At 48.0% G+C, this 26339-nt stretch carries 20 protein-coding genes; 10 read left to right on the top strand and 10 right to left on the bottom strand.

What is annotated here, in order from left to right:
* Window positions 1-78 precede the first annotated feature (78 nt).
* The gene (locus tag ACDJ58_RS11420) at window positions 79-1197 is read left to right on the top strand and encodes a rhamnogalacturonan acetylesterase (RefSeq protein WP_413379606.1); all 1119 of its coding nucleotides are present in this window, start codon (window positions 79-81) and stop codon (window positions 1195-1197) included.
* Between the two features lie 139 nt (window positions 1198-1336).
* On the opposite strand, the gene mnhG is transcribed toward ACDJ58_RS11420, so the two are convergent.
* From mnhG to ACDJ58_RS11450, 6 genes are read right to left on the bottom strand one after another with little or no spacing between them, the layout of a single operon-like run.
* Window positions 1337-1729, bottom strand: coding sequence for a monovalent cation/H(+) antiporter subunit G (gene mnhG / locus ACDJ58_RS11425; protein WP_062324636.1), 393 nt, complete (start codon window positions 1727-1729; stop codon window positions 1337-1339).
* Window positions 1713-1997, bottom strand: a complete 285-nt coding sequence (locus ACDJ58_RS11430) for a Na(+)/H(+) antiporter subunit F1 (RefSeq protein WP_053782045.1) — start codon at window positions 1995-1997, stop codon at window positions 1713-1715. The genes mnhG and ACDJ58_RS11430 overlap by 17 nt, the downstream gene beginning before the upstream one ends.
* The gene (locus ACDJ58_RS11435; protein ID WP_413377966.1) at window positions 1997-2473 is read right to left on the bottom strand and encodes a Na+/H+ antiporter subunit E; all 477 of its coding nucleotides are present in this window, start codon (window positions 2471-2473) and stop codon (window positions 1997-1999) included. The genes ACDJ58_RS11430 and ACDJ58_RS11435 overlap by 1 nt, the downstream gene beginning before the upstream one ends.
* Before the next feature lie 6 nt (window positions 2474-2479).
* Window positions 2480-3958 carry a Na+/H+ antiporter subunit D gene (locus ACDJ58_RS11440; RefSeq protein ID WP_413377968.1) on the bottom strand — a complete coding sequence of 493 codons (1479 nt, stop codon included), beginning with the start codon at window positions 3956-3958 and terminating at the stop codon, window positions 2480-2482.
* A complete protein-coding gene (locus ACDJ58_RS11445) occupies window positions 3951-4289 on the bottom strand; it encodes a Na(+)/H(+) antiporter subunit C (protein WP_024631879.1) in 339 nt (112 codons plus the stop codon). The genes ACDJ58_RS11440 and ACDJ58_RS11445 overlap by 8 nt, the downstream gene beginning before the upstream one ends.
* Before the next feature lies 1 nt (window position 4290).
* Window positions 4291-7245: a Na+/H+ antiporter subunit A gene (locus ACDJ58_RS11450; RefSeq protein WP_413379608.1), complete on the bottom strand. Its 2955-nt coding sequence runs from the start codon at window positions 7243-7245 to the stop codon at window positions 4291-4293.
* Window positions 7246-7548: 303 nt separating this feature from the next.
* Between ACDJ58_RS11450 and ACDJ58_RS11455 the strand changes: the two genes are divergently transcribed.
* Complete coding sequence (locus tag ACDJ58_RS11455; protein ID WP_413377970.1) at window positions 7549-9195, top strand: diguanylate cyclase domain-containing protein; 1647 nt, start codon at window positions 7549-7551, stop codon at window positions 9193-9195.
* Window positions 9196-9247: 52 nt separating this feature from the next.
* The gene (locus ACDJ58_RS11460) at window positions 9248-9769 is read left to right on the top strand and encodes a hypothetical protein (protein ID WP_413377972.1); all 522 of its coding nucleotides are present in this window, start codon (window positions 9248-9250) and stop codon (window positions 9767-9769) included.
* A gap of 96 nt (window positions 9770-9865) precedes the next feature.
* Here the strand turns inward: ACDJ58_RS11460 and ACDJ58_RS11465 are convergent, their stop codons facing one another.
* A complete protein-coding gene (locus ACDJ58_RS11465; protein ID WP_413377974.1) occupies window positions 9866-10969 on the bottom strand; it encodes a GGDEF domain-containing protein in 1104 nt (367 codons plus the stop codon).
* A gap of 254 nt (window positions 10970-11223) precedes the next feature.
* On the opposite strand from ACDJ58_RS11465, the gene ACDJ58_RS11470 reads away from it, so the two are divergent.
* From ACDJ58_RS11470 to ACDJ58_RS11485, 4 genes are all read left to right on the top strand, one after another.
* Entirely contained in the window at window positions 11224-17934 is a 6711-nt protein-coding gene (locus tag ACDJ58_RS11470; protein WP_413377976.1) for a hypothetical protein, read from the top strand.
* Window positions 17931-19625 carry a hypothetical protein gene (locus tag ACDJ58_RS11475; protein ID WP_413377978.1) on the top strand — a complete coding sequence of 565 codons (1695 nt, stop codon included), beginning with the start codon at window positions 17931-17933 and terminating at the stop codon, window positions 19623-19625. Before ACDJ58_RS11470 ends, ACDJ58_RS11475 begins: the two co-directional genes overlap by 4 nt.
* 163 nt (window positions 19626-19788) lie before the next feature.
* Window positions 19789-20046: a YolD-like family protein gene (locus tag ACDJ58_RS11480; RefSeq protein WP_413377980.1), complete on the top strand. Its 258-nt coding sequence runs from the start codon at window positions 19789-19791 to the stop codon at window positions 20044-20046.
* A gap of 103 nt (window positions 20047-20149) precedes the next feature.
* Window positions 20150-20269, top strand: a complete 120-nt coding sequence (locus ACDJ58_RS11485) for a dihydroorotate dehydrogenase (protein WP_105409415.1) — start codon at window positions 20150-20152, stop codon at window positions 20267-20269.
* Between the two features lie 56 nt (window positions 20270-20325).
* Here ACDJ58_RS11485 and ACDJ58_RS11490 read toward each other — a convergent pair whose 3' ends face one another.
* Window positions 20326-21588 (bottom strand): amino acid permease, encoded by a 1263-nt coding sequence (locus ACDJ58_RS11490; RefSeq protein WP_413377983.1) that lies wholly within the window; start codon window positions 21586-21588, stop codon window positions 20326-20328.
* Between the two features lie 174 nt (window positions 21589-21762).
* Between ACDJ58_RS11490 and ACDJ58_RS11495 the strand changes: the two genes are divergently transcribed.
* The 3 genes from ACDJ58_RS11495 (at window position 21763) to ACDJ58_RS11505 (ending at window position 24371) form a co-directional block, all read left to right on the top strand.
* Window positions 21763-22266 (top strand): ferritin, encoded by a 504-nt coding sequence (locus ACDJ58_RS11495; RefSeq protein ID WP_413377985.1) that lies wholly within the window; start codon window positions 21763-21765, stop codon window positions 22264-22266.
* A gap of 395 nt (window positions 22267-22661) precedes the next feature.
* On the top strand, window positions 22662-23402 hold the full coding sequence (locus ACDJ58_RS11500; RefSeq protein WP_413377987.1) for a polysaccharide deacetylase family protein: 741 nt from the start codon (window positions 22662-22664) through the stop codon (window positions 23400-23402).
* A 60-nt stretch (window positions 23403-23462) separates the two neighbouring features.
* Window positions 23463-24371: a hypothetical protein gene (locus tag ACDJ58_RS11505; RefSeq protein WP_413377989.1), complete on the top strand. Its 909-nt coding sequence runs from the start codon at window positions 23463-23465 to the stop codon at window positions 24369-24371.
* 143 nt (window positions 24372-24514) lie between these two features.
* Here the strand turns inward: ACDJ58_RS11505 and ACDJ58_RS11510 are convergent, their stop codons facing one another.
* Both ACDJ58_RS11510 and ACDJ58_RS11515 read right to left on the bottom strand, forming a co-directional pair.
* A complete protein-coding gene (locus ACDJ58_RS11510; protein ID WP_413377991.1) occupies window positions 24515-25114 on the bottom strand; it encodes a response regulator in 600 nt (199 codons plus the stop codon).
* Window positions 25111-26259, bottom strand: coding sequence for a sensor histidine kinase (locus tag ACDJ58_RS11515; RefSeq protein WP_413379610.1), 1149 nt, complete (start codon window positions 26257-26259; stop codon window positions 25111-25113). The genes ACDJ58_RS11510 and ACDJ58_RS11515 overlap by 4 nt, the downstream gene beginning before the upstream one ends.
* Window positions 26260-26339: the final 80 nt, after the last annotated feature.

Here is a 26339-nt window from a genome sequence, read left to right on the forward strand (position 1 = left end):
AACCTTTGAGAGGAGAGTTTAATTAAGAAATGGTTAAAATCCGTGCGATATTTGCTCTGTCTTACCCTGTTTACTAGTCTGATTGGAGGTGCTCTGGCAGCTAATGGCGGACAGGTCGCCCAAGCTGCGGCGAATGAGTACAAATTTGATTTTGGTGCGGGTGTAGTTGAGAACGGTTACACTGGTGTATCAGCAACGGAGGCGTACAATTCAGCAAAAGGTTATGGATTCAATACACCTGCTAATATGCGTAATGTATCTGCATCTGGAACGGGTGTTGCAAGTGATGCCGTTCAGTTTGTCACCTTTGGCACGAAGAGTACGAATACGTTTAATGTGGATCTGTCCAATGGTCTCTATGAGGTCAAAGTGGTACTGGGCAATACTGCAAGATCGAGTGTGGCGGCAGAAGGCGTATACCAGATCATTAATATGACGGGGAATGGGGCGACCGATCAATTTCAAATTCCGGTAACGGATGGACAGTTAAATCTACTGGTAACAGAAGGGAAGGAAGGCACGGCATTTACACTCAGCGCACTTGAAATCCGAAAAATATCGAATCAGACGGTGACGAACCGTACGATCTATATTGGCGGCGATTCGACGGTCTGCAACTACTATCCACTCAGCAGCAGTGTACAAGGTGGCTGGGGACAGCTGTTCCCTTCCTACGTGAACACTAGTACATTTCAGGTTCGTAATATGGCCTCTAGTGGTCAATTTGCAAGAGGCTTCCGCGATGATGGACAGATGGAAGCGATTCTGAAGTATATTAAGCCAGGGGACTATTTTATTTTGCAATTAGGGATTAACGATACAAATGCCAAGAACAATACAACGGAAGCGGAGTTCAAGGAGATCATGCGTGACATGGTCCGTCAAGCTAAAAATAAAGGAGCCACGGTCATTCTATCGACACCTCAGGGTCGGGCAACTGATTTCAATTCAGCCAATGTGCATACTGCGGAGAATCGCTGGTACAATGCATCTACACGTGCACTCGCTCAGGAAGAGGGCGTGACGCTTGTAGAACTGAACAAACTCAGTTCGGCTTATTTCACTTCCATTGGACCGGCTGCAACACTTGCCTTGTATATGACAGGAGACACGCTGCATCCGAATCGTGAAGGGGCTGCTCAGCTTGCACGAATCGTTGCTGCTGATCTGAGAAGACAGGGACTGAATGGATTTTGATTGGATTAAAATATAGCCTATTTCCGCTGCTCCACGAACATAGCTTGGACTAAGCTGGAGCGTATAACCCCAAAATACCCCCGGGACGGCCAAGTTATATACGGCATATCCCGGAGGTATTTGATTGTAAACCAAGTGACTATTCCATCATATCCTTGGCTTCGTGGTTGACCTTTTTACCTTTCAAAAGTGGTTCAAGTTCATCCTGGACACTCTGTTCCCATAGGGGTACGTCTGTGCGATAGGCAGCCCGTCCGTTCAGATGTCCGGCTACCGGTGCTGTGATAAATACAAAAACAATGCCAAGTAATACACGGGCACTGATATAGTTATCGAAATACCAGAAGAAGAGAAACGTTCCGCTCAGTACACAAAGTACGCCGAGTGTAGTGCTTTTGGTGGCGGCATGTGCCCGTAAATATACATCTGGCAGTCGGATCAGTCCGAACGCGCTAAATGCGCTCAGTAGTGCTCCCAACAGGACAATGAGCCCAATGACAATTCCGGCGGTTCCATCAACGATCTCCTTCATTTTTGAATACCGCCCCCCGTTCAATATATCGTGCAAATGCAACTGTGCTTAGAAAAGCGAGAATGCCAATCAACAGAATGATATCCAGATAAGCTTGGGTATGAAGCATCATGGATAGAACAGCAACGATGGCAATGACGTTAATACCGATCGTATCCAGTGCCGTAATCCGGTCGGCCATGGAGGGTCCCCGCAGTACCCGGTACAGACAACCGAGAATTGCCAGGGACAGAATAAGCAAGGAAATGAACAACAGTGAGGATAACATTATCGTGTCACCTCCATAATGGCTTTTTCGAACGTATTTTTGATATCATCACTCATTTTCTGTTCGTCTTTGATATCCAGCGCGTGAATAAATAATTTGCGTTGATTCCCCGAAATCTCAAGTGGAAGGGAACCTGGCGTCAGTGAGATGAGCAGGCACAAAAGTGTAACTTCCCAGTCGGAGGACAACTGTGTCTGATAGGTAAATATGCCGGGCCGAATATCAAGCTTCGGCTTCACAATCTGACGAATAACTTCAATACTGGCCCGTACCAGTTCCTTGATTAGCAAGGCAATCAGCTTGATGATCGCCCAGACACGAACGATATAGAAGCGTTGCGGAAAGAACCGTCGCATGCTTCCAATCAACAGCAGACCCAGCAGATAACCGGTAAGAAAGCCAACACCATTCCACGCATTATTCAGAAACATCCATACAAAGGCAATGATCAGATTCAGCACAATCTGAAAGGCCATACGCATCTACTCCTTCAACACTGCATCAATATAAACATTGGGATGCAGCAGAATGTCGCCTGCGCGGGAGGTCAGTTGGAACATACCCTCAGCCCCCACACCCATCGCGATGATGAACACAAACAGAATTCCGGCAGGGATGAGCAGGCCATTCACGGCATAAGGTCTTCTCACTGCGCCTGCTGGCGGTTCACCCCAGAACGCCTGGATGAAGATGCGCAGAACCGAATACAACATCAGCAGGCTGGAAAGGACGGCAATGCCTGTCAGACCGTACAAGCCAGCCTGTAACCCGCCTTCAAATAACAACAATTTCCCAGGAAATCCACTGAACGGCGGAATGCCTGCCAGCGCAAGTGCACTGATGAAGAACATCCAGCCAAGCAGTGGATAGCGGTGGATCAGCCCGCCCATATTGTCGAGTTTGGAGGTGCCTGCGACTGCGATCAGAGCGCCTCCGAGCAGGAATAGCAGTGTTTTGATGAGCATATCATGCAGCATGTAAAAGAGTAGACCTTCTAGTGCAGGACGGCTGGCAGCAGCCATCCCGAAGGCTACAAATCCCACCCCTGCGATCACGTTGTAGATCAGTATTTTATTGACGTCACGATAGGAAATAGCCCCGATTACCCCGAGTACCATGGTCGCTCCAGCCATCCATCCGATAAGGGCATGGAAGAAATCCGGATCATGATAGAAAATTAGTGTGAATGTTCGCACAATGGCATACAGGCCAACTTTGGTCAGCAAACCGGCGAATAGGGCGGTGACCACTGCCGGAGGGGCTGCGTAAGAGCCGGATAACCAGAAGAATAGGAACAATCCAGCCTTGATACTGAATACGATCAGGAAGAGGACAGCGATCAGGGTAATGACTCCACTCTGTCCAACTTCGGCGATCCGATTGGACAAGTCTGCCATGTTTAATGTGCCGGTAACAGAATAGAGAAAGCCGATAGAGGCAACAAATAGTGCAGATGAGACAATGTTAATCAAGACATACTTGATTGTTTCCCGTAGTTGTCTTTCTGTACCTCCCAATACAATCAGTGCATAAGAAGAAATAAGCATCAGTTCAAAGCAGACAAACAGGTTAAACAGGTCTCCGGTAAGAAACGAACCGTTCACGCCTGCAATCAGGAAATGAAAGAAAGGGTAAAAATGATGTTCTTCCCGTTCCTTATTGACACTGCGGAAGGCGTAGAGCAGACACGCCAGTGCAATGATCGAAGCGGCCACGACGAGCAAGGCCGATACCATATCTGCAACAAGTACAATACCGTATGGTGGCTCCCAGCCTCCCATATTGAGTGTCTGTATGCCGGACTGTGTCACTTGGGTAATCAGGACGGTTGAAGCGGCTGCGGTCAGCAAAAGACCAATAACACTCACAACCCGCTGGATGTTTATCTGCCGGAAGAATAGAAGGGCTATAACCCCGGTAATCAGTGGCAGCAGAATGGGCAGAACAACGAGATTATTCATAAGGACGCCCCCTTACTTCTTCCATATCGTCTGTTTTCAGCTTCAGATAGGAACGATAGGAGAGTACAAAGAAAAAGGCGGTAAGTCCGAAATTAATGACAATGGATGTCAATATAAGCGCTTGGGGAAGTGGATCAACGTAGCGTTCAGCCTGCTCCCCAAGCAGCGGTGGTGCTCCAGTTTTGAGACGGGACATCGTAATCAGCAGCAAATGCACCCCGTGAGTGAGTATGGACATGCCGAGCACGATTCGGAGCAGGCTCCGCGATAAGATTAAAAAGACGGCGACTGCAAACAAAATGCCAACGGCCACACACATCAATATTTCCATATCAGCGATCCTCCCCGATCTGTAGAATGATATTCATGGTGACTCCCAGGACGGCGAGATATACGCCGAGGTCAAACAGCATGGCGGTTGCAAGTTCCGTTTCTCCAAGTATTGGAAGATCGAAATAACCAAAGGTCTGACTCAGGAAGGGTACGCCGAACAAAAACGAGCCTGCTCCAGTCAATAAGGCAATGCCCAGCCCGATGGCTGTCAAGGTGCGAAAATCGATAGGTAACGCTTTGCGTACAGTATCTGTACTGAACGCCAGCGCAATTAACACTAGACCAGCGGCGGTCACCAGACCGCCAATGAACCCGCCACCCGGGTTATGATGTCCTGCGAAGAACAGATGCAGCGCGAAGGTCAAAATGATAAAGACAACAACCTTGGTCGTCGTTTGTAACAACACATCGTTGCTTTGAAGTGGTACGGTATCCCAGGTTGACGAGCTGCGTTCACGGTTGCCATACTTTTTTGTATTGTCCGCTTTGTCATCCGTATCTTCTTCGGTTTCTTCAGTCTGTTCTTTCTTGCGGAATTTCAGTCTTGCGCCAAGGTCCCTCGCTTCGAGATTCAGATTAATCATGGAGTAGATGGACAACGAAGCTACCCCAAGTACCATAATCTCCAGTAGGGTATCAAAACCACGGAAGTCCACCAGCAACACGTTGACGACATTTTTGCCGCCAGCCAGATTGTAACTTTCCTGAATGAAAAAGTCGGAAATGCTCTCCAGTGACGCGGTTCCGCTTGCAGCTAATGCAACAAAGGTCATGACCACACCTACAGCAATGGCAACAATCATATTCACACTAAGATAGCTGCGGCTTGATTTGCCTCGTTGCAGTTCAGGCAGATGGTAGAAGCAGAGCAGGAACAGTGCAACGGATACCGTTTCGACAATCATCTGGGTCAATGCCAGATCCGGCGCTCGGAACAGCACGAACAGTAATGTGACGAGGTAACCCACTGCGCCTGTCATAATGACTGCGGATAGTCTGTTCTTGGCAAAAGGGATCGAAACCGCTGCTGCAATCAATGCGATGAGCAGTACTGCTTCATAGAAAGAGAAGGGGGCGTTGCCCTTGAAATTCCAGGTGATATTTTCCCCTGAGCGGAAAAAAGCATAAACCAACAATGCAACGGTGAACGAGAAAATGTATACCAGGTAATTACGAACCGAGCCATTCATATAGGCTTCCGTCCATTTGCGTGCATAATGCTGAAGATTATCGAGTACGACATGGTACATATTGTTTATCGTTAATCCCTGTGGGTAGTGTTCATAAATAGTTCTCCAGCGTGGCAGCAGTTTGTACAATGTAATACCGAGGGCGATTACACCGATGGTCATGAGTAATTCCGGTGTAATGCCATGCCATAAGGAGAAATGAACATCAAAGTACTCATTTCCGTTCAACAGTGATGGAAGTACAGCAGCCATTGCCGGTTCAATTAATGATCCAGCCAGCAGATTCGGGAATAGACCGAATATGATCACGAGTATCCCAAGAATAACCGGAGGAATCAACATGCCAACGGGAGCTTCATGCAGCTTCTCGGCAGGGATCTCGCTGTGGGTGCGACCAAGGAACGTTTTGAACACAATAATAAGCGCATAGATCAGAGTGAACACACTTGCGAGCCAAGCGAAGACAGGTAAGAGTATACTCCATGATCCGAGTCCAAAGATGCGCAGGTGTGTCACTTCCACCATAGCCTGGAAGAACAGCTCCTTGCTCAGAAATCCGTTAAACGGCGGAATTCCGGCCATGGCGAGTGCTCCGACGAGCGCTACCGTAAAGGTCACTGGCATAAATGAAGCAAGTCCACCGAGTTTCCTTATATCCCGCGTGCCTGTCTCATGATCCACAATGCCAACGACCATGAACAGTGCCGCCTTGAAGGTAGCGTGATTGAACAGATGAAGCAGTGCTGCCGTAATGGCAACCGTGTACATCGCGGAGGATTCGCCATATCCGAAATAGATGGCCGCAGAGCCAACGCCGAGCAGAGACATGATCAGACCAAGCTGTGAGATGGTAGAATAGGCCAGGATCGCCTTAAGGTCATTTTTTTTCACGGCAAGGAATGATCCATAACATAGGGTGAGCAGTCCAACCCCGGTGACGAGCCAGAACCATAATCCCTGTCCACCAAAGATGGGTGTAAACCGGGCTACGACATACAGTCCCGCCTTGACCATGGTCGCCGAATGCAGATAGGCGCTGACGGGTGTTGGGGCTTCCATGGCGTCAGGCAGCCAGATGTGGAACGGGAACTGCGCCGATTTTGTAAAAGCCCCGATCAGAATCAGCACAAGAGCAGGCAAGAATAGTGCACTATCCTGAATCTGTCCCCATTCCGTAATGGTTGCACGGATGCTAAACGTGCCTGTCATGAGATACATCAGCATGAATCCAGCAAGCATGGCGAATCCGCCAAATACGGTAATGAGGAACGATTTCTGTGCGCCTGAGGTGGACGCTTTGCGTTTGTAGTGAAAAGCGATCAAGAGAAAGGACGTAATACTGGTTAACTCCCAGAATCCATACAACACAATCATATTGTCTGACAGCACCACGCCAAGCATGGCTCCAATAAACATCAGCAGATACAAATAAAAGCGGTTTAAGGCTTCTTTGGTATCCATGTAGAAAATGGAGTAGAGCACCACCAGTGTTCCTACACCGGTGATTAACAATGTCAGCAGCAAACTTAGACCATCCAGATATAGATTAAATCCAATGTCCAGTGACGGAATCCAGGGGATATACCCGGATACCGTGATCCGCTGAGACACGGCGGGTACGAGGCTCGCAAAATAAACAAATAATAGGGCCGGGACAAGTAAAACCAGCCATCCCATATGTATTTTACGGAAGAAACGATGCAGCATGGCAAGTACAATACCAGCGGCAAAAGGCAGAATTACAGCAACATGAAGCAGGCTCAACATTACACCCCCAATGACTGAATTTCTAATGCTCTTTGTTGTGGCAAACAGCGCCCATATGGCTCTGTGAGCATGCTTGCTCTCTATATTCATAACCCAAGTATGTATATACAGAATCGTGACTATTCTTTGAATGGAAGAAACACAGTGCGAATAGTGTCCCCATATTGTATGGATGTTTATAATGAAAAAAGACATTATTTCCGATAAAGATGAAAACGAATAGGTGACATCCCGTAGTTCTTAACAGCATGAATGATGTTGAAAAAAGCAAGCTGGTTTCACCGTTTATTGGAGGAAGTTATGTCATTCAAGCTTAAAACTGTTCTCACCATGACCTTCGCTGTGTTATCCCTGTTGGTTACACTCACGATTGGTTATATTCTGAGTCAAAAATCATCCATAGCTGTCGAGACTGAGATTGGTCATTCCCTTATCAGCACGGCTTCTCAGACTTCAGACAAGCTGGATCGCTTTATGTGGTCGCGTTCAGGCGAATTAGATCTTCTGGGCCGAATGATTGCCCTGGAAGACCGTTTTCAGCCTGCCGAAATGCAGGTGCTGCTGAATCAGCTTCAAGATAGCTTTCCCACTTTCTCATGGGTTGGATTCATGAATCCCAAAGGAAAAGTGCTGGCTTCCACAGACGGTATATTGCGCGGTGAAAATTTATCGGAACGACCTGTGTATCAGGAGGGCATCAAGGGGAAATTTATTGGAGATGTCCATAATGCTGTCCTTCTGGCGAAGCTGCTTCCGAACCCAACCGGCGAACCACTGCAATTTGTCGATATCAGCTTTCCGGTCAAATACAAAAACGGAGAGATTGCTGGCGTGCTTGCCGCACATTTGAGCTGGGCCTGGGCGAAGGAAGTGGAGGAAAGTGTCCTGGAGCCGCTGAAACACGAGGAAAAGTACATCGAGATGTTTATTGTCAGTCAAAAGGAAAATACGGTGCTGCTTGGTCCAAAAGAATGGATTGGTCGTCCTTTGAAGCTATCGGGCATTGAAGGGGCAAGACTGAACAAAAGCAGCTGGTCCATAGAAGAATGGCCGGATGGAAAAGAATATGTAACAGGATTTGCGACCAGCCAAGGGCATCTGGACTATCCCGGTCTTGGGTGGACGGTAGTTATTCGTCAGCTCAAATCAGCGGCGTTTTCCTCCGTGACCGACATGCTCTGGTTCAATGTGTGGGCAGGGCTCTCGGTTACGGTGCTGTTTGCACTGATTGGCTGGCTAATCTCCCGCCAGATCTCGGCCCCGATTGCTCGGCTGACTCAAGTCGCGAATCGACTTGGTGCTGGAGAACAAGTACAGATTCCGGAAAATCGAGGCTTTAGGGAAATCGAAGTGCTGTCGCGTTCCCTGGGAGATATGCTGACTTCGCTAACGAATAAGGATTCGGAACTGGTTGTTATGCAGAATCTGGCCCACTACGACCAATTGACCGGATTGCCGAACCGAACAGCACTCGAACTCTATCTGGAAGAGTCATTGGAGATGGAAAGTGAAAATCACATCTTAACGTTCCTTTATCTTGATCTGGATGGATTCAAAAGTGTGAATGATACGCTTGGACATCAGACCGGAGATGTTCTGCTACAGAAAGTGGCTCAGCGTTTGACCAGTCTCAGTCATGAGAAGGGGATCACGGTAAGGCTTGGCGGAGATGAGTTCCTCATTGTGCTCCGCTCTGTGGGAAGCAATCCAAGAGAAGAAGCTCGTACCTATGCAGAAGATATCATACAGAGCCTGAATAAGCCGTTTATTATCGAATATGAGCGAATTCATATTGGCTGCAGCATTGGAGGCGCTGAGTATCCTACCAACAGTGGCAATCCGAGTGAAATTATCCGCATGGCAGATGAAGCGCTGTATGAATCGAAACGTGCGGGCAAAAATAGAATGACATTCTTTCCAGAATTGAAGAACACGGTTAGAGAATAATATAATATAAAGTATGAGGTAACTGATCAGCATACAGGCAAGGAGCGATGAGATGTCTGGAAAATATACCAATGTACCCTATGGCTACGAACCGCCCCCGGCTACCCGGAAAGGCACGCTGATTTTCTATGATTCATTTGAGCACGTAACAGATGAACAGCTTGAACGGGCCGCTGTTATTGCGGACACACGTTCTTTTGTGCAACTTGTGCTTTATCCACTGCATGAGAATACAGTGAAGCGAATGAGCAAGGATGGTGTGCAGCCATTTTACAAAAGGGAAGATCGCCTTCATGACTGGAGAAGGGAGCAAGCACCCTCTCGCGTTCGGGTGGAAGGCTGGGAAGGCAAGCGAAAGAAGTATACGCCGATCGAAGCAGCCCTGCGTCATATGGCAGAAGAATACCCAGCTCCCCATTTTCTGTATCTCACGGTGGAGATGGCGAATCAGTTCGCATCATTTGACTCGTTCAAAGATTGGATTAAGGAAGTACGTCTGATTATTGATGGAGAGCCTGTTAAGCTCCACGCGAAGCTGGAGCAAAATGCACATCGCTGGGAATGGGCAGAGTGAACCAATAAATTCGGAGTGACGATTAGCGGTAAAAAAGTAGTGCTGTACAGCCGGCTTCCCGGTGAGCAGCACTACTTTTCGCGTTTTTTTGGAGGACTAAACCAGATCAAGGGACGTCATCGTTTTATTTTCCCCCGTTCGTTTGGCGGCATAGAGACACGCATCCACTTCCTCAAACAGCTTGTCCTTGGACAGATGGGCGCTGTAGCTTTTGAGTCCGACACTTACCGTAATATAAGCGCCCTCAAGCTCTAGATGAACGAGACGGGCGATCTTCTTACGGATCTGCTCCACCAAGGCATATGCCTGCTCGAAAGGTTGCTCAAACATTAACAGTGCAAATTCTTCTCCACCATAACGCGCCGCGATATCGCTTGATGTGATGTTCTCCTGAATGACCAGAGAGACTCTCTCCAGAATGGCGTCTCCCACCCGATGCCCATATGTATCATTAATTGACTTGAAGTTGTCAATATCGATCAGAGCTAAATGTAGACTCATGCCATTATTGGCATACTCAAACGCTTTTTCATAGTAATCCTTAAAGGAGCTTTGATTATACAGATTGGTTAAGCCATCTGTCTTGGACTGCTTGCTCATAATTGCGTTTCGCACAATCAGATCCTGCTTGGCAAGCATACTGGCCTGAAGATCATCCAGTACCTCGACGCCGCTCGTAACAATCAACTGTGCAACATATGTACCTACAATAAGAAAAGCCGGAATGGAAACCATATCAAACGAAGTTAAGTATAATCGGTAGGTGGGGTCGAAGAGTACGATGACATAGCCAATCATTTGCATCAGGCATACCGTCCAGACCCTTTTCTTGCTGAAGAACAGAACCGAAGCAAAGATCGGTAACAGGCAGATGGCCAGTATAATCCGAATATCATAATTGACATGAATGATGGTCCAGGCAATAACCGTGCTGGCCATGGACATGGAATAGAAGGAAAACGAACTGAAATGTCGATCCACCCAACTGGCGATCAGAATAGACAAAGCGCTTGCCAATGTAGGCCAAAATAAAACATGGATCATGAAATCTCCAGGAGTGCGATCATAGTCCAGAAACAGAAAGCAGCCTATTTGAATGACGAAATGCGTTAAAACGACGACCCAGTAAGCTCGAAGCATTTTTTTGATCCATTTGGAGTGCTTGAATTCGTAATCTGTTGGGATATGGCTGTTATGCATATGGGAACTCTTCAATATATCACCGCATATCACCGCTGACTGCATCATAATGATACGACAGATTACTCTCGTATTACCTGATTATAAAACACATTGTGCGAAACGCAAATCATTTAATTTGTAAATGAAAACAAAGCTTACATAAGTGCAAAGAGCATAAAGTTCTTATTAAGGACAAACAAAAATCCGAATTAGACTCATAGACTGTGTAGGAAGGCTCCAATTCATATGATTGCAATTATGATGAAGGGGAGGTGAGATCAATTCCTCTTGTCGTTCGTTCAACCGTTAATGCTACGGGAGCAATTACATTTACAGGCAATACGCTTGGACTGAGTCGTTCGGAAACAGCCGGAGTACCCGGAACACAGGACAGTATTGGAGCTTTTACGACAACCAACGCCTCCGTCCAGTACGGAACCTATCCGCTGGGAACCACGAGCCTGTATCAGAGCAACAGTTCAGCGGCGATACTCGTTCTTCCTGTTGGCAGCACTGTCTTGTATGCAGAATTGATCTGGGGTGGAAGTTACATCAATGGGACAGTCAATCTGAGTGCTGCAATCAACAATCCGGTTACGTTTATTACACCAGCAGGTACATCCAGTGTTACTCCTGACCCCGCTACTTATAATCAATTTGATCTGGGGAACGGCGCTGCCGGCTATGTGCGTTCAGCCAATGTTACTTCGCTTGTACAAAATGGGGGAGCCGGTACATATACCACCGGAGCAGTTGTAGGAACGATTGTCATCACTAATGATGCTACAGCCAATCATGCAGGCTGGACACTTGGAGTCATTTATCAGAACCCCAGCCTGCCCTTTCGCAACATGTCCTTACGTGCAGGTGGAGTGCTCGTCCAGTCTACCTCGGCGCCAGTTGTTACCACACTGACTGGATTTGCCACTCCGCTTTCGGGTGCATTGGGAGGGAGAGCACTGTTCAGTGCGCAGGAGGGGGACGCGAACCGGACTGGGGATCAGGCATTATTCGGGCCGACCTCGGCAACTTCGGTTGCCTTGTCCGGACCAAACAATCTGGCTGCGAACTTTTTTGCTTCCCAAATCAACGGAGATACTGGAGCACTTAATACAACAGGAACTTTCGGAACGCGGAACCAGACGAACGGCGCCCCAGGCACCAATATTATCGGCGGACGTCAAGGCTGGGATATTACCAATGTGGATGTGTCAGCGAGACTGATCAACAACCAGTCTTCTGCGGTGTTAACGTTAACGACCTCCGGGGATGCCTACATTGTCAACGCCAATGCGATTCAGGTTGACATCAATGCACCCAAAATTACAGTAGCGAAGGCATCTGTTGCCTCAGGTGCGGTAGCGGGAGATAGCATACTTTACACCGTTACCGTCAGTAATGCAGGTACAGCCAGCGCGGCGAGCGTTGTGCTATCCGATTCACTTCCTGCAGGTCTCACCTTCATTCCAGGGAGTGTAACGGTCGCTGGTGTGTCCCGCCCAACACTCGATGTGACCACCGGCATTCCGCTTGGTTCATTAAACCTATCCAACAGTATCGTTGTAACCTACCGTGCGCTCATTGGCCAGGATGCAAGCATATTGCAGCTGGTGAATTCAGCGAATGCCGCCTTTACGTTTCAAAGTGTGGCAGGAGGCTCAGTGATTACGGGAGTAATTCCGTCCAATAACTCTACACTTCCTGTTTATTCTCCAAACCTGTCCATTGTGAAGTCGGCGAGCACAACCAACGCCACGGTGGGCGACCAGGTCACGTATACGCTTCAGGTGAACAACGGGGGGAATGTTGCTGCCAACGTGACATTAACGGATAACATCCCGAGTGGCAGCTCTTACGTGGCTGGCAGCTTCCGATTGAATGGAAATGTGATTGCAGGCGCCAATCCTGCGACTGGCGTTAATTTGGGGAGTCTCGCGGCAGGAAGTACAAATACCGTAACCTTCCAGGTACTTGTAACAAGCTTGCCCACGCCTCCAACCCTTGTGGATCAGGCCACGGCCTCCTATTCCTTCAACTCTCCTGATGGTCGCACCATTAACGGCACATTAGCCTCGAACACCTTGACGATTCCCGTTACATTGCCCAATGTAACCACGGTAAAATCGGCATCAGTCACTGATGTTGCAGTAGGGGAGACATTTACGTACACCATTGTTACGACCAACAGCGGCATCCAGGTGATTAACAATGTGGTACTCACGGATTCTCTTCCCGTTGGGACTACATTCGTACCCGGCAGTGTGACCGTCAGAGGAACTGTCGTACCATCGGCCAATCCGAGCAGTGGAATTTCGCTAGGAACGCTGGCAGCCGGAAGTTCTGCTTCGGTGACGTTTCAGGTTAATGTGCAGTCCCTGCCTGCTTCAAGTTCGCTAGTCAACCGAGCCGTAGTGTCTTATAGCTCGGGTTCGTTCACGGGTATTTCCAACTCCAATTCCATCACAACCCCTGTATATCAGCCGATCATTGGCATCAACAAGTCGGCGACTCAAACGAATGCGACACTGGGAGATCAGCTTGCATATACACTAGTGGTGACAAACACTGGAAACTTAGGGGCTCAAATAACGGTGACCGATACGATTCCAGTAGGCCTGACGTTTGTCCCCAATTCAGTAACCGTGAATGGTGCTGCACGTCCCGGAACCAGCCCGTTAACCGGAATAACGCTGGGAAGTCTCCTGCCAGGAGCAACTGCAACGGTTGTGTTCCGAGCCACACTCACTACACTCCCATCTCCGCCAACACTGGAGAATCAGGGGACTTCTAGTTATACGTACCAGCTTCCGAGTGGACGGAATCTCTCAGGCAGCAGCCAATCCAATATCGTACGCATATCTGCATCGGCCCCCAATATCTCTATTAGCAAAACAGTAAACACTCCGGATGCAACTGTAGGAGATGTACTTACCTATACGGTTATTGCAACAAACGCGGGAACTAGTGCAGTACAAAATCTCGTGATCTCGGATACGCCGTCCGGCTCCGAGTTCGTACCAGGCAGTGTCACTATCAATGGAACTGCTGCCGGAAGTGCAAGTCCGGTTTCGGGTATTGCTGTGGGAACCTTGACCAGCTCGAGCAGCGTAACGGTGACCTATCAAACAAGAGTGACATCCGTTCCGTCCACGGGTTCAGTCAGCAACCGGGCAAGTGCAGCATTTACGTCAGGCAGTTTCAATGGCGTATCTTCGTCCGTTACGGTGAATACACCGATATATCAGCCAGTGATCCAAGTAGCGAAAACAGCAAGCACATCGAATTTGACAGTAGGGGATTCCTTCAATTACTCCATCCAAGTCAACAATTCAGGCAATATTGCCGCAACGGTTACCTTGACAGATCCGATTCCTGCGGGAGCTGTATTCAGTACGAACAGCGTCATTATTAATGGTGTACCTACACCGGGTGTTAGCCCGGCAACAGGAATCAGTCTGGGGTCGATCGCTGCAGGATCAAGCGCAACGGTTACCTTCGTTGCAACGGTCACAAGTTTGCCTGATTCAAGACAGTTGACTAATCAGGCAGTAGCATCATTCGCCTACACTCTTCCAAGTGGGAGAACGGTTGCCGGTTTCATGTCATCGAACACCATTAACATTCCTGTATCCCTGCCCAATGTATCGATTGTAAACAGTGATAATGTAGAGTACGGCGTAGTCGGGGATGTCATTCGATACACATCTGTTATTCGCAACAACGGAACCGTAGCCGTTAACAATGTGGTATATGTCAACCCTCTTCCTCCGAATACCCCATTTGTACCCGGAAGCGTCATTGTGAACGGGAGTTCGTTCCCGCTCTCCAATCCGACCGCCGGCATTCCAATCGGTACTTTGGCTCCAGGAGCCGAGGTTACCGTAACTTTTGAGGTGACGATTACTATGCCGATCCCTTCGCAGATTAACAATCAGTCGACGGTCAGCTTCACATCCGGTTCATTTTCGGGGTCATCATCGTCCAATACAACACAGACTCCGGTCATACAACCGCAAATTTCACTCGTCAAAACGGCGAATACAGTAAATGCGACCGTAGGTGATACGGTTGTATACACGGTAACTGTCAGCAACACAGGAAATCTGGAGGCAAACGTTACAGTAACAGATACGATTCCTGCTGCCACTACTTTAGTAGCCAACAGTGTTGTGGTATCTGGTGTGCCACAGCCTGGAGCGACGCCTGGAACGGGCATTCCAGTAGGAATTGTGGCAGCAGGAGCGACAGCTGTTGTCACGTTCGGCGTTGTAGTGGATTCACTACCATCTCCGCAGCAGCTTAGCAATTTTGCTACGTCATCCTTTACATTCACACCTCCTGACGGACGAACGTTAACAGGAACAGCTACTTCAAATACGCTGACGTTTCCAGTCTCCTCGCCAAACGTTGCCGTGGTTAAAAGCACAGCTTCGACTGCGGCTGCCGTAGGCGATACAGTCACTTACTCTATTCAGGTAACGAACAGCGGAATAGAGCCGGTAAACAATATTCATTTTTCAGATCCGATCCCTACTGGAGCCTCCTTTGTGGCAGGCAGTGTCACAGTGAATGGGGTGGTGCAGTCCGGTGCCAATCCGGCAGGGGGGATATCGCTCGGTACGCTCGCTCCCGGAACGTCCGCTACTGTGACTTTCAGTATCAATGTCAATGCGATCCCACCAAATGGACAATTAAGCAATCGATCCACAGTGAGTTTTACCTCGGGGACATTCTCAAGCACAACGTTCTCCAATACCGTGGTTACACCGGTATTTCAGCCCATTCTATCAGCACAAAAAACGGCGAGTACACAAAATGCTACCGTTGGGGATACCGTCAGTTACACGATTAACGTCAACAATCAGGGGAACTATAGTGCCCAGATTAACCTAACGGACAATATCCCTGCAGGAACCATTCTTGTTCCGAACAGTGTGATTGTGAATGGTCAACTATTACCTGCTGCCAATCCCGCAACTGGCATTCCGGCAGGCACCGTCGCTGCCGGGGCAACAACAACGATTACCTTTTCCGTGGTTATTGATACCTTGCCAACCCCACAACAGCTGGTGAATCAGGCTTCGGTCGCTCTTTCCTTTACATTGCCGGACGGCCGGAACATTACAGGATCTGTTCTATCCAATGTGCTGACCATTTCGGTCTCGGCTCCGGATGTCGATGTGGTGAAATCGACGACATCTACGGCTGTATCCGTTGGTGATGTCGTAACGTACAGCATCGCAGTAACCAATAACGGAATTGCGACTGTCAGCAATGTGGTCTTCACGGATGCAGTGCCAACAAGTACGGTTCTTACAGCAAACAGCGTGTTTGTAGATGGTGTTCTTCGACCAGGAGCCAACCCTTCTACCGGAATAACGCTCGGTTCGATCGCACCAGGAGTTACCGTAACCGTTGTGTTTAGTGTGCAGGTTACAGCACTCCCGGCCAGTGCGGTGCTGAATAACCAGTCCACGGTAAGCTTTACATCAGGTGTGTTCTCGGCAACTACATTCTCCAATACGGTTACAACATCGGTTTATCAGCCGATTTTGTCGGCGGTCAAAACGGGAGACCAGGCTATAGCTACAGTAGGGGATACCGTTGTGTACAGCATTGCCATCTCCAATGCAGGGAACTATGGGGCATCTGTCACGTTAACCGATACCATTCCCGCAGGAACCGAACTTGTGCCGAATAGCGTCATTATTAATGGGGCATCGGCACCAGGAGCCGATCCGGCTTCAGGGATTCCGCTGGGCGTAGTCTCCACAACAACTGTAGTCATGTTCTCGGTCGTGATCATCACCCTCCCTTTAAGCCAGGCCATAACCAATCAGGCTTCAGCAACCTATTCCTACACGTTGCCAGATGGAAGAACATTGGGAGGCAGTCTATCGTCCAATTCTCTCAATATTCAGGTGTCTGCTCCGAATGTCAGTGTTGTCAAGACAACACCAGTAATCGATGCTGTAGTGGGTGATACGATTGTATATGAGATGGTCGTAACCAATAACGGAATTGATCCTGTCAACAATGTCGTGTTAACCGATCCAATTAGTTCGGCTGTTACCTTTGTTACTGGAAGTGTCCTGGTTAATGGCGTTCCGCGTCTCTCGGCAAACCCGGCACTGGGTATAGCGCTTGGTTCCTTGGCACCTGGAGCATCTGTAGCGGTATCGTATGCGGTACGTGTCAATACGCTGCCTGCACCACCGCAAGTGAGCAGTCAGTCATCGGTAAGTTTCACATCGGGTGTCTTCTCGGGAGCGGCCTATTCGAATACCGTGGTAACGCCAATTTATCAGCCGATTATTGCCGTAACCAAAACAGCGAGTACGTCCAATGCCACCATCGGTGACATCATTACCTATTCTTTTACCATTTCCAACAGTGGGAATTTAGCAGCCAATTTGACACTTACGGATAATATTCCGAATGGAGCAGTACTACTTCCCAACAGCGTCCTGATTGATGGTGTTCCACAGCCAGGTGCGAATCCGGAGACAGGGATTGTTGTTGGCACCATACCTCCAGGAGGGTCCGTTAATGTAACGGTCACCCTTGAAGTTACTGTGGATTCATTGCCGCAGAATCAGCAGCTGGTCAATCAGGCAGTGGCCAATTATACATTTAGTCCGCCGGATGGGCGTCAGTTGACGGGCACAGTATCCTCCAACGTTCTGGTGATTCCTGTATCTGCACCAAATGTTGTTGTTGTCAAAAGCACAAGTGCAGTTGATGCTGTCGTCGGCGATGTGATCACCTATACAGTTGTTGTAACCAATAGTGGCATCGAAGTGATCAATAACGTGGTCATGGTAGACCCTGTACCAACAGGCACCGTACTTATCCCGGGAAGTGTTACCGTGGATGGCGTTGCAAGGCCTACCGGGAATCCGAATACAGGAATAACGCTCGGTTCGATTGCTGCCGGTGCTTCAGTTACCGTTACATTCAGAGTAGAGGTTGTGGTGATATGAGCCAATCTTCCGGTTCGTTGTCCCACACGCTACAGAATCAGTCACTGGTTCGATTCAGCTCGGGTGCGACTGAACTGGAACAAGTGGCCTATTCCAATACGGTAGTTACACCATGGATCGGCCCCAGGCTTGAGGTTCACAAGTTTTGCAACGTTGCTGAGGCTGCTCTGGGGCAGACGCTGACCTACCTGATTGAAATTGTGAATTCCGGTAATTGTCCTGCCATGGTCCTTGTGCTGGATTCGCTTTCGCCGGAAACTTCACTTCTTCCCAATAGTGTACTTCTGGGTGGGACTCCGCTACCGGGAGTATCACCAGAGAGAGGGATTCCGGCGCAGGAAGTCGTACCCGGAGCGACGTTGCGAATTCATTTCCAGGTGATCATCGTCGGTCTCCCACCGGCCTTGAAACTGGTGAATCAAGCGCAGGCGCGTTATGAGTTTGTGACGCCGGAAGGACGAAAGGTTGAGGGAGAAGAGAAATCCAACGTGGTAGAAGTAAACCTGGTCTCGTCAAGTCTGTCGTTGGTTTTGAATGCAGATCGTGTACAGACCTTTGTCGGGGATATCGTCACTTACAACCTCTTGGTGAGCAATCCGGGTTTTGTGATAGGAAACGATGCAAGGGTAACGATCCCATTGCCCAAAGGCATTGAATTTCTACCGGGAAGTGTCATTGTGAATGAGATTTTTGTTCCCGAGACGACGCCTGATTCCGGAATTATGATAGGCGAGGTACTGCCCGGAAGATCGGTTCCAATTCAATTTCGAGTACAGGTAACGGGAGGAAGCATAGCAGAGAGTTTAACAACCCAGGCAGTTCTAGAGTACACTTCAGGTGACAAGTTGGAGACTGTATACTCGAACGTAGCAACTTTGCAAGTCATTCAGCCCCGAATTTCGATTGTAAAAAGTGTGAATCCGTCTATCGCTACTCCTGGGGATACCGTTCAATATCAGATAACGGTACACAATGAAAGTTCATTTGCAGTGGATGCTATCGTGACGGATTTTCTTCCGCCAGGCTTGCGCTATGTCGAGGGAAGTCTCGGGTGGAATGGTGTGAAACGGCGTGGAACAAGTCCGGTCAAAGGCATCAATCTGGGAACGCTGACTGCACGATCTACGATTAATATTCAATTTGAAGTGAATCTTACAGAGCAGGAGCAGGATGTTCCTGCAGTCTTCGAGCTGATGAATCAGGCTCGCCTGATCTATACATTTCGCTTACCAGATTCTCGTTCTGTGCAACGAATAATATCCTCCAATTTGGCTGTCATTCAGTTGAAGTTTCCCATCATCTCGGTCCATGTGGAAGTGAAGCCTGACCTGATCGAAAGGGGAGGAAATGTAACCTTTCATGTACATGTGACCAACACAGGGTCCTGGCCCGCGCGGGTGCAGTTAGCTGATGTCCTTCCTCCAGGTGCCAAATGGATTGGGGAGGCAGTAGTTAGGGATCGAGCGATCATTTCAGAGTATTCTTCGCCAAGATATTTACATTTGGGTGAAATGGAACCCGGAGCAGAGAGATGGATCACTTACGTTGCACAAATATCCTCCGCTGAACAACTGGGAATCCAGCAGGGTTCCGTAACTGCAATGTATACCTACGAGTTGAACGGTCTGAAGCATTCAGGACAGTCCATTTCGAATGTATACACCATTATTGTTGAAGATGGCGATGAATAATGGGGAGACAATAGCTTTACCTGTAAATGTAAGGGGATTTTTGCTTCATTTTGGAGTCATGACATTACACGAACGTGAATGAATGGTATACTAATTGAATATGACCTCGGCAAATAACCCGTGGATTCGGGACGTCGGATTAGCTATAGAGGAGGCCGCTACATTGGCAAAAGCAAAAGTTGCAAAAAGACCTACCCGGGATGAGTTTGAGCTTGAAGAGCTGGGGAATCAGTTGGTCGAAGCATACCGTGAACGTTCGGAAGTGTTACTGACCGTATGGGGCAAGGAAGATCAGGTTCATGGGATGATTGTCAAGCTGGATTCACGTACCCGGCTTGTGCATGTGGAGTATACGGAAGAGGAATTTACGGCCAAAGTGCCGTTCCTGGATATTATGCGTATTGATTCCCCCCGTTACTGAACGAAGATTATAAACAGGATCTGAACAATTAGGGCATCCGCCCTGTCAAAAACGTTCTCTCTGCATAAGATAACCCATACCTGTTGCAGAGGAGGTACGGTCAATGAGCGAAGTATTAGGTGGAGAAGGAAGAGGCTACGGATACGGAGGTTTTACTTCTGTAGGTGCCATTCTGGTTCTGTTCATCCTGTTGGTTATCATCTCCAAAGCGTTCCTGGTATAATTATTAATTCCAGATGAATAAAGGAAGCTCTGCCATCGCGGCAGAGCTTTTTTTGTTTATATGTTGTGTTGTCGTTTGCGGCTGAGCAGTCCGTAGAGAACGACGATCACCACCGGGTAGAGAACGGCCCACCCGGCAAAAGGGAACACAATGGCTGTCGCCACAAAGGAAATCCAACTGATTGTTACCCCAGTACGACTGCCCTTGAGTAATCGAATTCCGGCTGCGCATCCGCCAAGATAGGTGAGAATAAACGTTGCATTAGGCAACTGAATAAGTGTCGTGAGTGACACCAGACCTGATCCGTATATGCCTAACACGAGAGTGAAGCAGATGGCCAGGAAGCCGATTGCAGCAATTGGTGTATGGTACCGACTGGATAAGCGGGACATCCATTGCGGGGCGGATCCTTGTCTTGCCAGTGCATAGGCAACACGAGATGCAGCACCAGCGTATGCAATGACCGTAGCGGTGCAAATAAATATGCCGGTCAGCCCAGCGAGTAATCCTCCCCAGGAACCGAGAGCCTGACTAATAATCCATACGAGGGAGACATCTGCTCCGCCATGAAGATAGCTTTGAGTTCCGACTGTCGCCAGTGCAGTCAGGAAATAGAGCACACCTACAATGATGGCTGCAATCGTTACGCCTTTAATAGCTGCCTTGCGTGGATCAGTAAATTCTTCAGACAGATGAGATACAGCTTCCCAACCGATAAAACACCAGAATAGAATGGCTCCAGCCTGTCCCACGCTGACCCAACCACTTGGCATAAATGGTGTGTAATGTATGGATTCCATATTCGGAATAGCGAACACAAATGCCATGACGAGCACGATAATAATCGCCAGCACAACGCCAATTTGTACCTTTCCGGCGACCTGCATGCCCACGATGTTAATGAGCAGTCCAGCCGCCAGCATGAGGGCGGCAATCGCTGTTCTGTATCCTTCCCCGAGTCCCAGCGCAGCTGTCATGTAGCCTGCACCTGTAAGGGCAGCCACGGGAGCACCGATGGGAACGGACATTAGAAAGAACCAGCCAACTACGGCTCCTGCCCGTTGTCCGAAAGCGAGGGTAACGAAATGGGATACACCGCCTGCGTCCGGGTAACGGGCTGAGAGTAATCCCATGGACAGGGCAAGCGGGAGAATCAGCAGCACCATGCCTCCCCAGGCGAGAAGTGAAGCCGGCCCTGCCAGTTCGGCAGCAAGTCCGGGTACAATCAGGACACCTGAACCGAGAACTGCACTTATATAAAGCGCAACAGCTTGCGGCATACCTATCGTTTTTTTGAGCTGCGAAGAAGATGTGTTCATGAAATAAAATGGCCTGCCTTCCAGAATGAAATGATTTTAGAGCGAGAACTATGTAATTATATAGGAAGAGATGCAATCAGTCATTGGCGAATTTTGTAGAATTTTCGATATCAGTCGTGTGGACGTTATGATAAAATAAAACCATCCCTAGAGAAAGAATGAGGTGTACCCCTAATGAGTAAAGAGTTGACAGAAGCTTTGAACGAACAGATGAACTTCGAATTTTATTCGGCTCACGTATATCACGCGATGGCCGCATACTGTTCCGGCGAAAGCCTGGACGGATTTGCCAACTTCTTCATCGTACAAGCAGAGGAAGAGCGGTTCCACGCCATGAAAATATACAAATTCCTGAATGACCGCGGACAACGCGCTACCCTTGCTGCATTGCCAGAGCCGAAGAATGAATATTCTTCAATGCTGGATGTGTTTGAACACGGATATGCACACGAGCAGCAAAACACGAAGAAATTCTACAATCTGGCTGACATTGCCCTGAATGAGCGTGAACATGCCACGATGTATTTCCTGAAATGGTTCATCGATGAGCAAGTCGAAGAGGAAGCTCTGTTTGATAATATCATCCAGAAGTTGCGCCGTATCGAAAAAGACAGCAATGCTTTCTACATGCTGGACGCCGAATTTGGTAAACGTTCGTTCACAGCTCCTGCGGAGTAAGAGGCGACTTAGCAAAACAATCAGGATTTATCCGAACGACAAGAAAATCGATCTACATATGAAAAGTCTGCTTTCGAGCAGGCTTTTTTGTTATATCATTTTAAGATTCTTCGCTTGCTTCATATAAATTCCAGAATGAATCTATCAGAAACCACAATTTGGGTTAATAGAATATATGTCAACATTGATCTATCCCGACGGATGTTCTTTTTCGAGCAAATCTATCAAATTCGTTTTATTTTTTTGGGTAATCTGACAAAAGTGTAACTCGAACGTAGCATTTGAAGCGAGAATGGGACGCACTCTTTTTGATAGTATTAGGATTATCGCCAAGGGCTGCAATGAGAGAAACATAGACACCCGGGGAAATACAAGACATAAGGGAGACTTTTATTATGCTACATATTCGTAAAACGTTCATCACCGCACTTGCTATTCTATTTATCATTCCATTGCTATTGCCGCAGTCGGCTTCAGCTACATCATCCGCATCCAAGAATGCTGGAAATAAAGCGAGCTCCAAGATCATATATCTAACGTTTGATGATGGGCCGACCGCCCACACGGGACAATTACTGGATATTTTGGATCAGTACAATGCCAAAGCGACATTCTTCATGCTTGGACCTCAGATGGAGAAATTTCAGAAGGCCACCAAGCGTATTGTTGCAGACGGACATGGACTGGGCTTGCACGGCGTAACGCATGTTCCCGGTAAATTTTATAAATCCGCATACAGCGGCTTGAAAGAAATGCAGCAGGCAAATGAAAGCTTGAATAAAGTGGCAGGTGTCAAAACCAGCCTCGTTCGTACTCCATACGGCAGCAAGCCATATCTCAAACCGGCATATCGCAATGTTCTACTGGGTCAGGGTGGATTCCATCTGTGGGATTGGAATGTCGATTCCGAAGATTGGAAATACAAGAAGGATCATCAGAAAGTTTACAACAGCGTGATGAAGCAGATCCATAATGTTCAAAAGAGCGGAACCACCCCTGTGGTACTGATGCACGACCAGGAAGCAACATTGAAAGTACTTCCGCAAGTGTTAAAAACACTGAAGGCAGAAGGATACCAGTTTGAAGTGCTGACCAAGAAAATACAGCCCGTGAATTTCTGGAATGACAAACGTTAAAGTTCTGGCTAGACAACAATGTAAGCTGATTCCAATAACGGCTTCAAGGAGGACAACAACATGAGTAAACCTAAATTATGGATGACGATTCCTGTGACAACAGCAGTGCTGCTTGCTCTTGCGGGGTGTGGTGGTCAGGATACCAAACCATCATCAGCGGACAACACATCCCCTGCGGTTGGTGAACAGGCTCAGTCGGGAAGTGGAGGCGCTGATTTCTCCAATGGAACGAAAGATAACGGAACCGATACAACGGAAACAACGGGGACGGAAGGTTCTGCGGGAAGTGGAACGTCGAATTCGGAAACGGGCAGTAACGGCCAAACCCAGCAAAGTGCGAACGATGTTATTAAGGACATTCGCAGTCAGCTGAAGATGAAAAACGCTTCGTTCCCTACTTCATTTTCCCTGGAAAAGGGAAAACATCTGACTGCATCGATCAAATCGAATACTTCAGATGCTTTCCACATTAACTTTTATTCCACTGACCAGCCTGTTGCGGTGAATGATGTTTCGTTGACGGCCTCTAGCAGTAAGGTGCCTGTTCTGGCATCCTATGAAGTGAAGACATATAAAGATCCAAATAGTACAGATATTTTCCCTGAGACAGACTTGAAAGACTTTCCTAAGGATATGACAGTGGATCTGGGACATGGCATCAAGGGCATGACTGAAGGCGCGGCGGGCAGTCAGTATCTGACTTGGACAGAAGGTAGATGGACACTACAGATTCGTTCCATTTCCGAAGATAACATGAATAATCCGGGAATTGCGAAGAGAATGGTGGAATATTTGGAGTCCCATACACTGCCTGCACCGAAGGATAAAGGATTCGTGAACGTGGAGTACCCAAGCGGTGGTGAAAGCGTCAATGTAACGATCTCCTGGCAAGATGGCAAGCAGATTCATCAGCTCCAGACCCAGCAGGTGCCACTGGAAGCTTTGGGCATGGTTGTTTCTGTAAAATAGCATGGAACTAAAATAAGGTTCCAAAAGGGAATAAGCTGGACCGGAGTGAGTACTCCAGGCCAACCTATCCTTGTATAAGCAAGGTGCACCGAAGGGACGGTGTACCTTGCTTATTTATGTTTCATTGGGTTAAAGCGGTACTTTCATTTAAACCACCCTTTTTCTTTGGAACGGGTAATGGCTTCAATGCGGTTACTCGCATTTAACTTGTTGAGGATAATAGAGATGTAATTTCGCACCGTACCGGTAGTAATAAATAGATGTCCGGCTATTTCCTTTGTATTTTTACCGTCTGCCATCAGGCCGAGAACGGCATTTTCACGTTCGGTCAGCGGGTTCTCCTGTACATAAGCCTCGTCCACCAGGTCGGGTGCAAAAATACGTCTTCCATTCATGACCTGACGGATTGCTTCGGCCAGTTCCTCGATTGGGCTATCCTTTAACAGATAACCGCGTACACCGCCTTTCAAAGCACGTTCGAAATAACCGGTACGGGCAAAGGTTGTCAAAATAATGACTTTACAGTTCAAGCCCTTAAGTTCCTCAGCGGCCTCCAGGCCACTTTTGACTGGCATTTCAATGTCCATCAGACAGATGTCCGGTGTATGCTCCCTGACTAGAGCAAGAGCTTCCTGTCCATTGCTTGCGCGTCCTACCACTTCCATATCTTCTTCCAGATTGAGTAGGGAAGACAATGCCCCCAGCATCATACGTTGGTCTTCGGCGATTACGATCCTGATCATTGTTCAACCTCCTTTATCGGTTTGCGGACCAGCTTGGGAACATGGATGACAATGCCTGTACCATCCATGTCTGCTCCGGAACGAATATCCAAACAACCGTTCACAAATTCAAGTCGTTCTTTCATTCCCAAGATTCCGGTACCGCGCCGTTCATGCTTGCGGGTACGTTCGATTCCGACTCCGTTATCCTGAACCGTTACTATATTATCGGACAGTGTTTCCTCGATACGGATGGTGCATACCGCTGCCTGACTGTGTTTTACGACATTCGTAACGGCTTCTTTCAGACACATGCCGAGTACATTTTCATTTAGTTGTGACGTATCCTGCAACTTCGGATTGCCTTCCAGTACAAATTCAATGGAAGCGGCCTTTAAAATCTGTTCGGCACGGAACAGTTCATCCACCAGCTGTGTGCCACGCATGGTCGTTACCATTTCCCGGACTTCCTTCAGGGCCGTACTTGCCGTCTGTCTCAGATCGTTCAGCTCAATCTCGGCTTGATCAGGATTCATGCGGAGCAGACGCTTCGCCAGATCGGTTTTCAGACCGATGAGAGAGAGCTTTTGTCCAAGTGTATCGTGCAGATCGCGTGCGATACGTTGCCGCTCTTCCATTTTCACAAGATCATCCAGCCGTTTGTTGGCATTCTCCAGTTGGCCTTCCAACTGTTCACGCTTATTTTTGTTATACGTACTGATCGGAAGCAGAATGGATGCCATGAGACTAATGAATACAAACGGGAACTGACTGAGCAATAGGGTGCTCTGTTTGATGAAACTATAATTAATAGTTAGAAAACTGGCTGCCAGGTTCACCGAATAGAGGGTGAAGAAACCGGCTTTATTTTTAATATTCCCAATAAAAAAAGCAAGAAACAATGAGAAATAGGCATAATCATAAGCGATGGTCATCGTAATCGATATGGCGATCAACAGTCCAATCCACATATAGACCTGCCAGCCCTTTGTGATGAAGGCAAGCAGATAACAAACAAAGAAGAACAGAATGATGAAAATCCCCGCAACCATGGGCCACAATTTGGAATATTGTGAAATATAATAGAAGGGCAGGATGAAAAAGACGAGCCATACATATGGATTTAAACCTGTATTTTTATAAAAGAGCTGCATCCACTTTTGAATGAAAATTCTCCTCCTCGGACTTGCATTGTACTCAAACTTAGCCTGACTGTAGCATGACTTTAGCCTGAATACAAGAAAAC

Origin of the sequence: Paenibacillus taichungensis (genome assembly GCF_047302525.1) — a bacterium.
Taxonomy (GTDB): Bacteria; Bacillota; Bacilli; order Paenibacillales; family Paenibacillaceae; genus Paenibacillus; species Paenibacillus taichungensis_B.

Coding starts and splice junctions, on each gene's coding strand:
- mnhG (WP_062324636.1), bottom strand. CDS start 1,729: ATGAAGGAGATCGTTGATGGAACCGCCGGAATTGTCATTGGGCTCATT.
- ACDJ58_RS11430 (WP_053782045.1), bottom strand. CDS start 1,997: ATGTTATCCTCACTGTTGTTCATTTCCTTGCTTATTCTGTCCCTGGCA.
- ACDJ58_RS11435 (WP_413377966.1), bottom strand. CDS start 2,473: ATGGCCTTTCAGATTGTGCTGAATCTGATCATTGCCTTTGTATGGATG.
- ACDJ58_RS11440 (WP_413377968.1), bottom strand. CDS start 3,958: ATGAATAATCTCGTTGTTCTGCCCATTCTGCTGCCACTGATTACCGGG.
- ACDJ58_RS11445 (WP_024631879.1), bottom strand. CDS start 4,289: ATGGAAATATTGATGTGTGTGGCCGTTGGCATTTTGTTTGCAGTCGCC.
- ACDJ58_RS11455 (WP_413377970.1), top strand. CDS start 7,549: ATGTCATTCAAGCTTAAAACTGTTCTCACCATGACCTTCGCTGTGTTA.
- ACDJ58_RS11460 (WP_413377972.1), top strand. CDS start 9,248: ATGTCTGGAAAATATACCAATGTACCCTATGGCTACGAACCGCCCCCG.
- ACDJ58_RS11465 (WP_413377974.1), bottom strand. CDS start 10,969: ATGCATAACAGCCATATCCCAACAGATTACGAATTCAAGCACTCCAAA.
- ACDJ58_RS11475 (WP_413377978.1), top strand. CDS start 17,931: ATGAGCCAATCTTCCGGTTCGTTGTCCCACACGCTACAGAATCAGTCA.
- ACDJ58_RS11485 (WP_105409415.1), top strand. CDS start 20,150: ATGAGCGAAGTATTAGGTGGAGAAGGAAGAGGCTACGGATACGGAGGT.
- ACDJ58_RS11490 (WP_413377983.1), bottom strand. CDS start 21,588: ATGAACACATCTTCTTCGCAGCTCAAAAAAACGATAGGTATGCCGCAA.
- ACDJ58_RS11495 (WP_413377985.1), top strand. CDS start 21,763: ATGAGTAAAGAGTTGACAGAAGCTTTGAACGAACAGATGAACTTCGAA.
- ACDJ58_RS11500 (WP_413377987.1), top strand. CDS start 22,662: ATGCTACATATTCGTAAAACGTTCATCACCGCACTTGCTATTCTATTT.
- ACDJ58_RS11505 (WP_413377989.1), top strand. CDS start 23,463: ATGAGTAAACCTAAATTATGGATGACGATTCCTGTGACAACAGCAGTG.
- ACDJ58_RS11510 (WP_413377991.1), bottom strand. CDS start 25,114: ATGATCAGGATCGTAATCGCCGAAGACCAACGTATGATGCTGGGGGCA.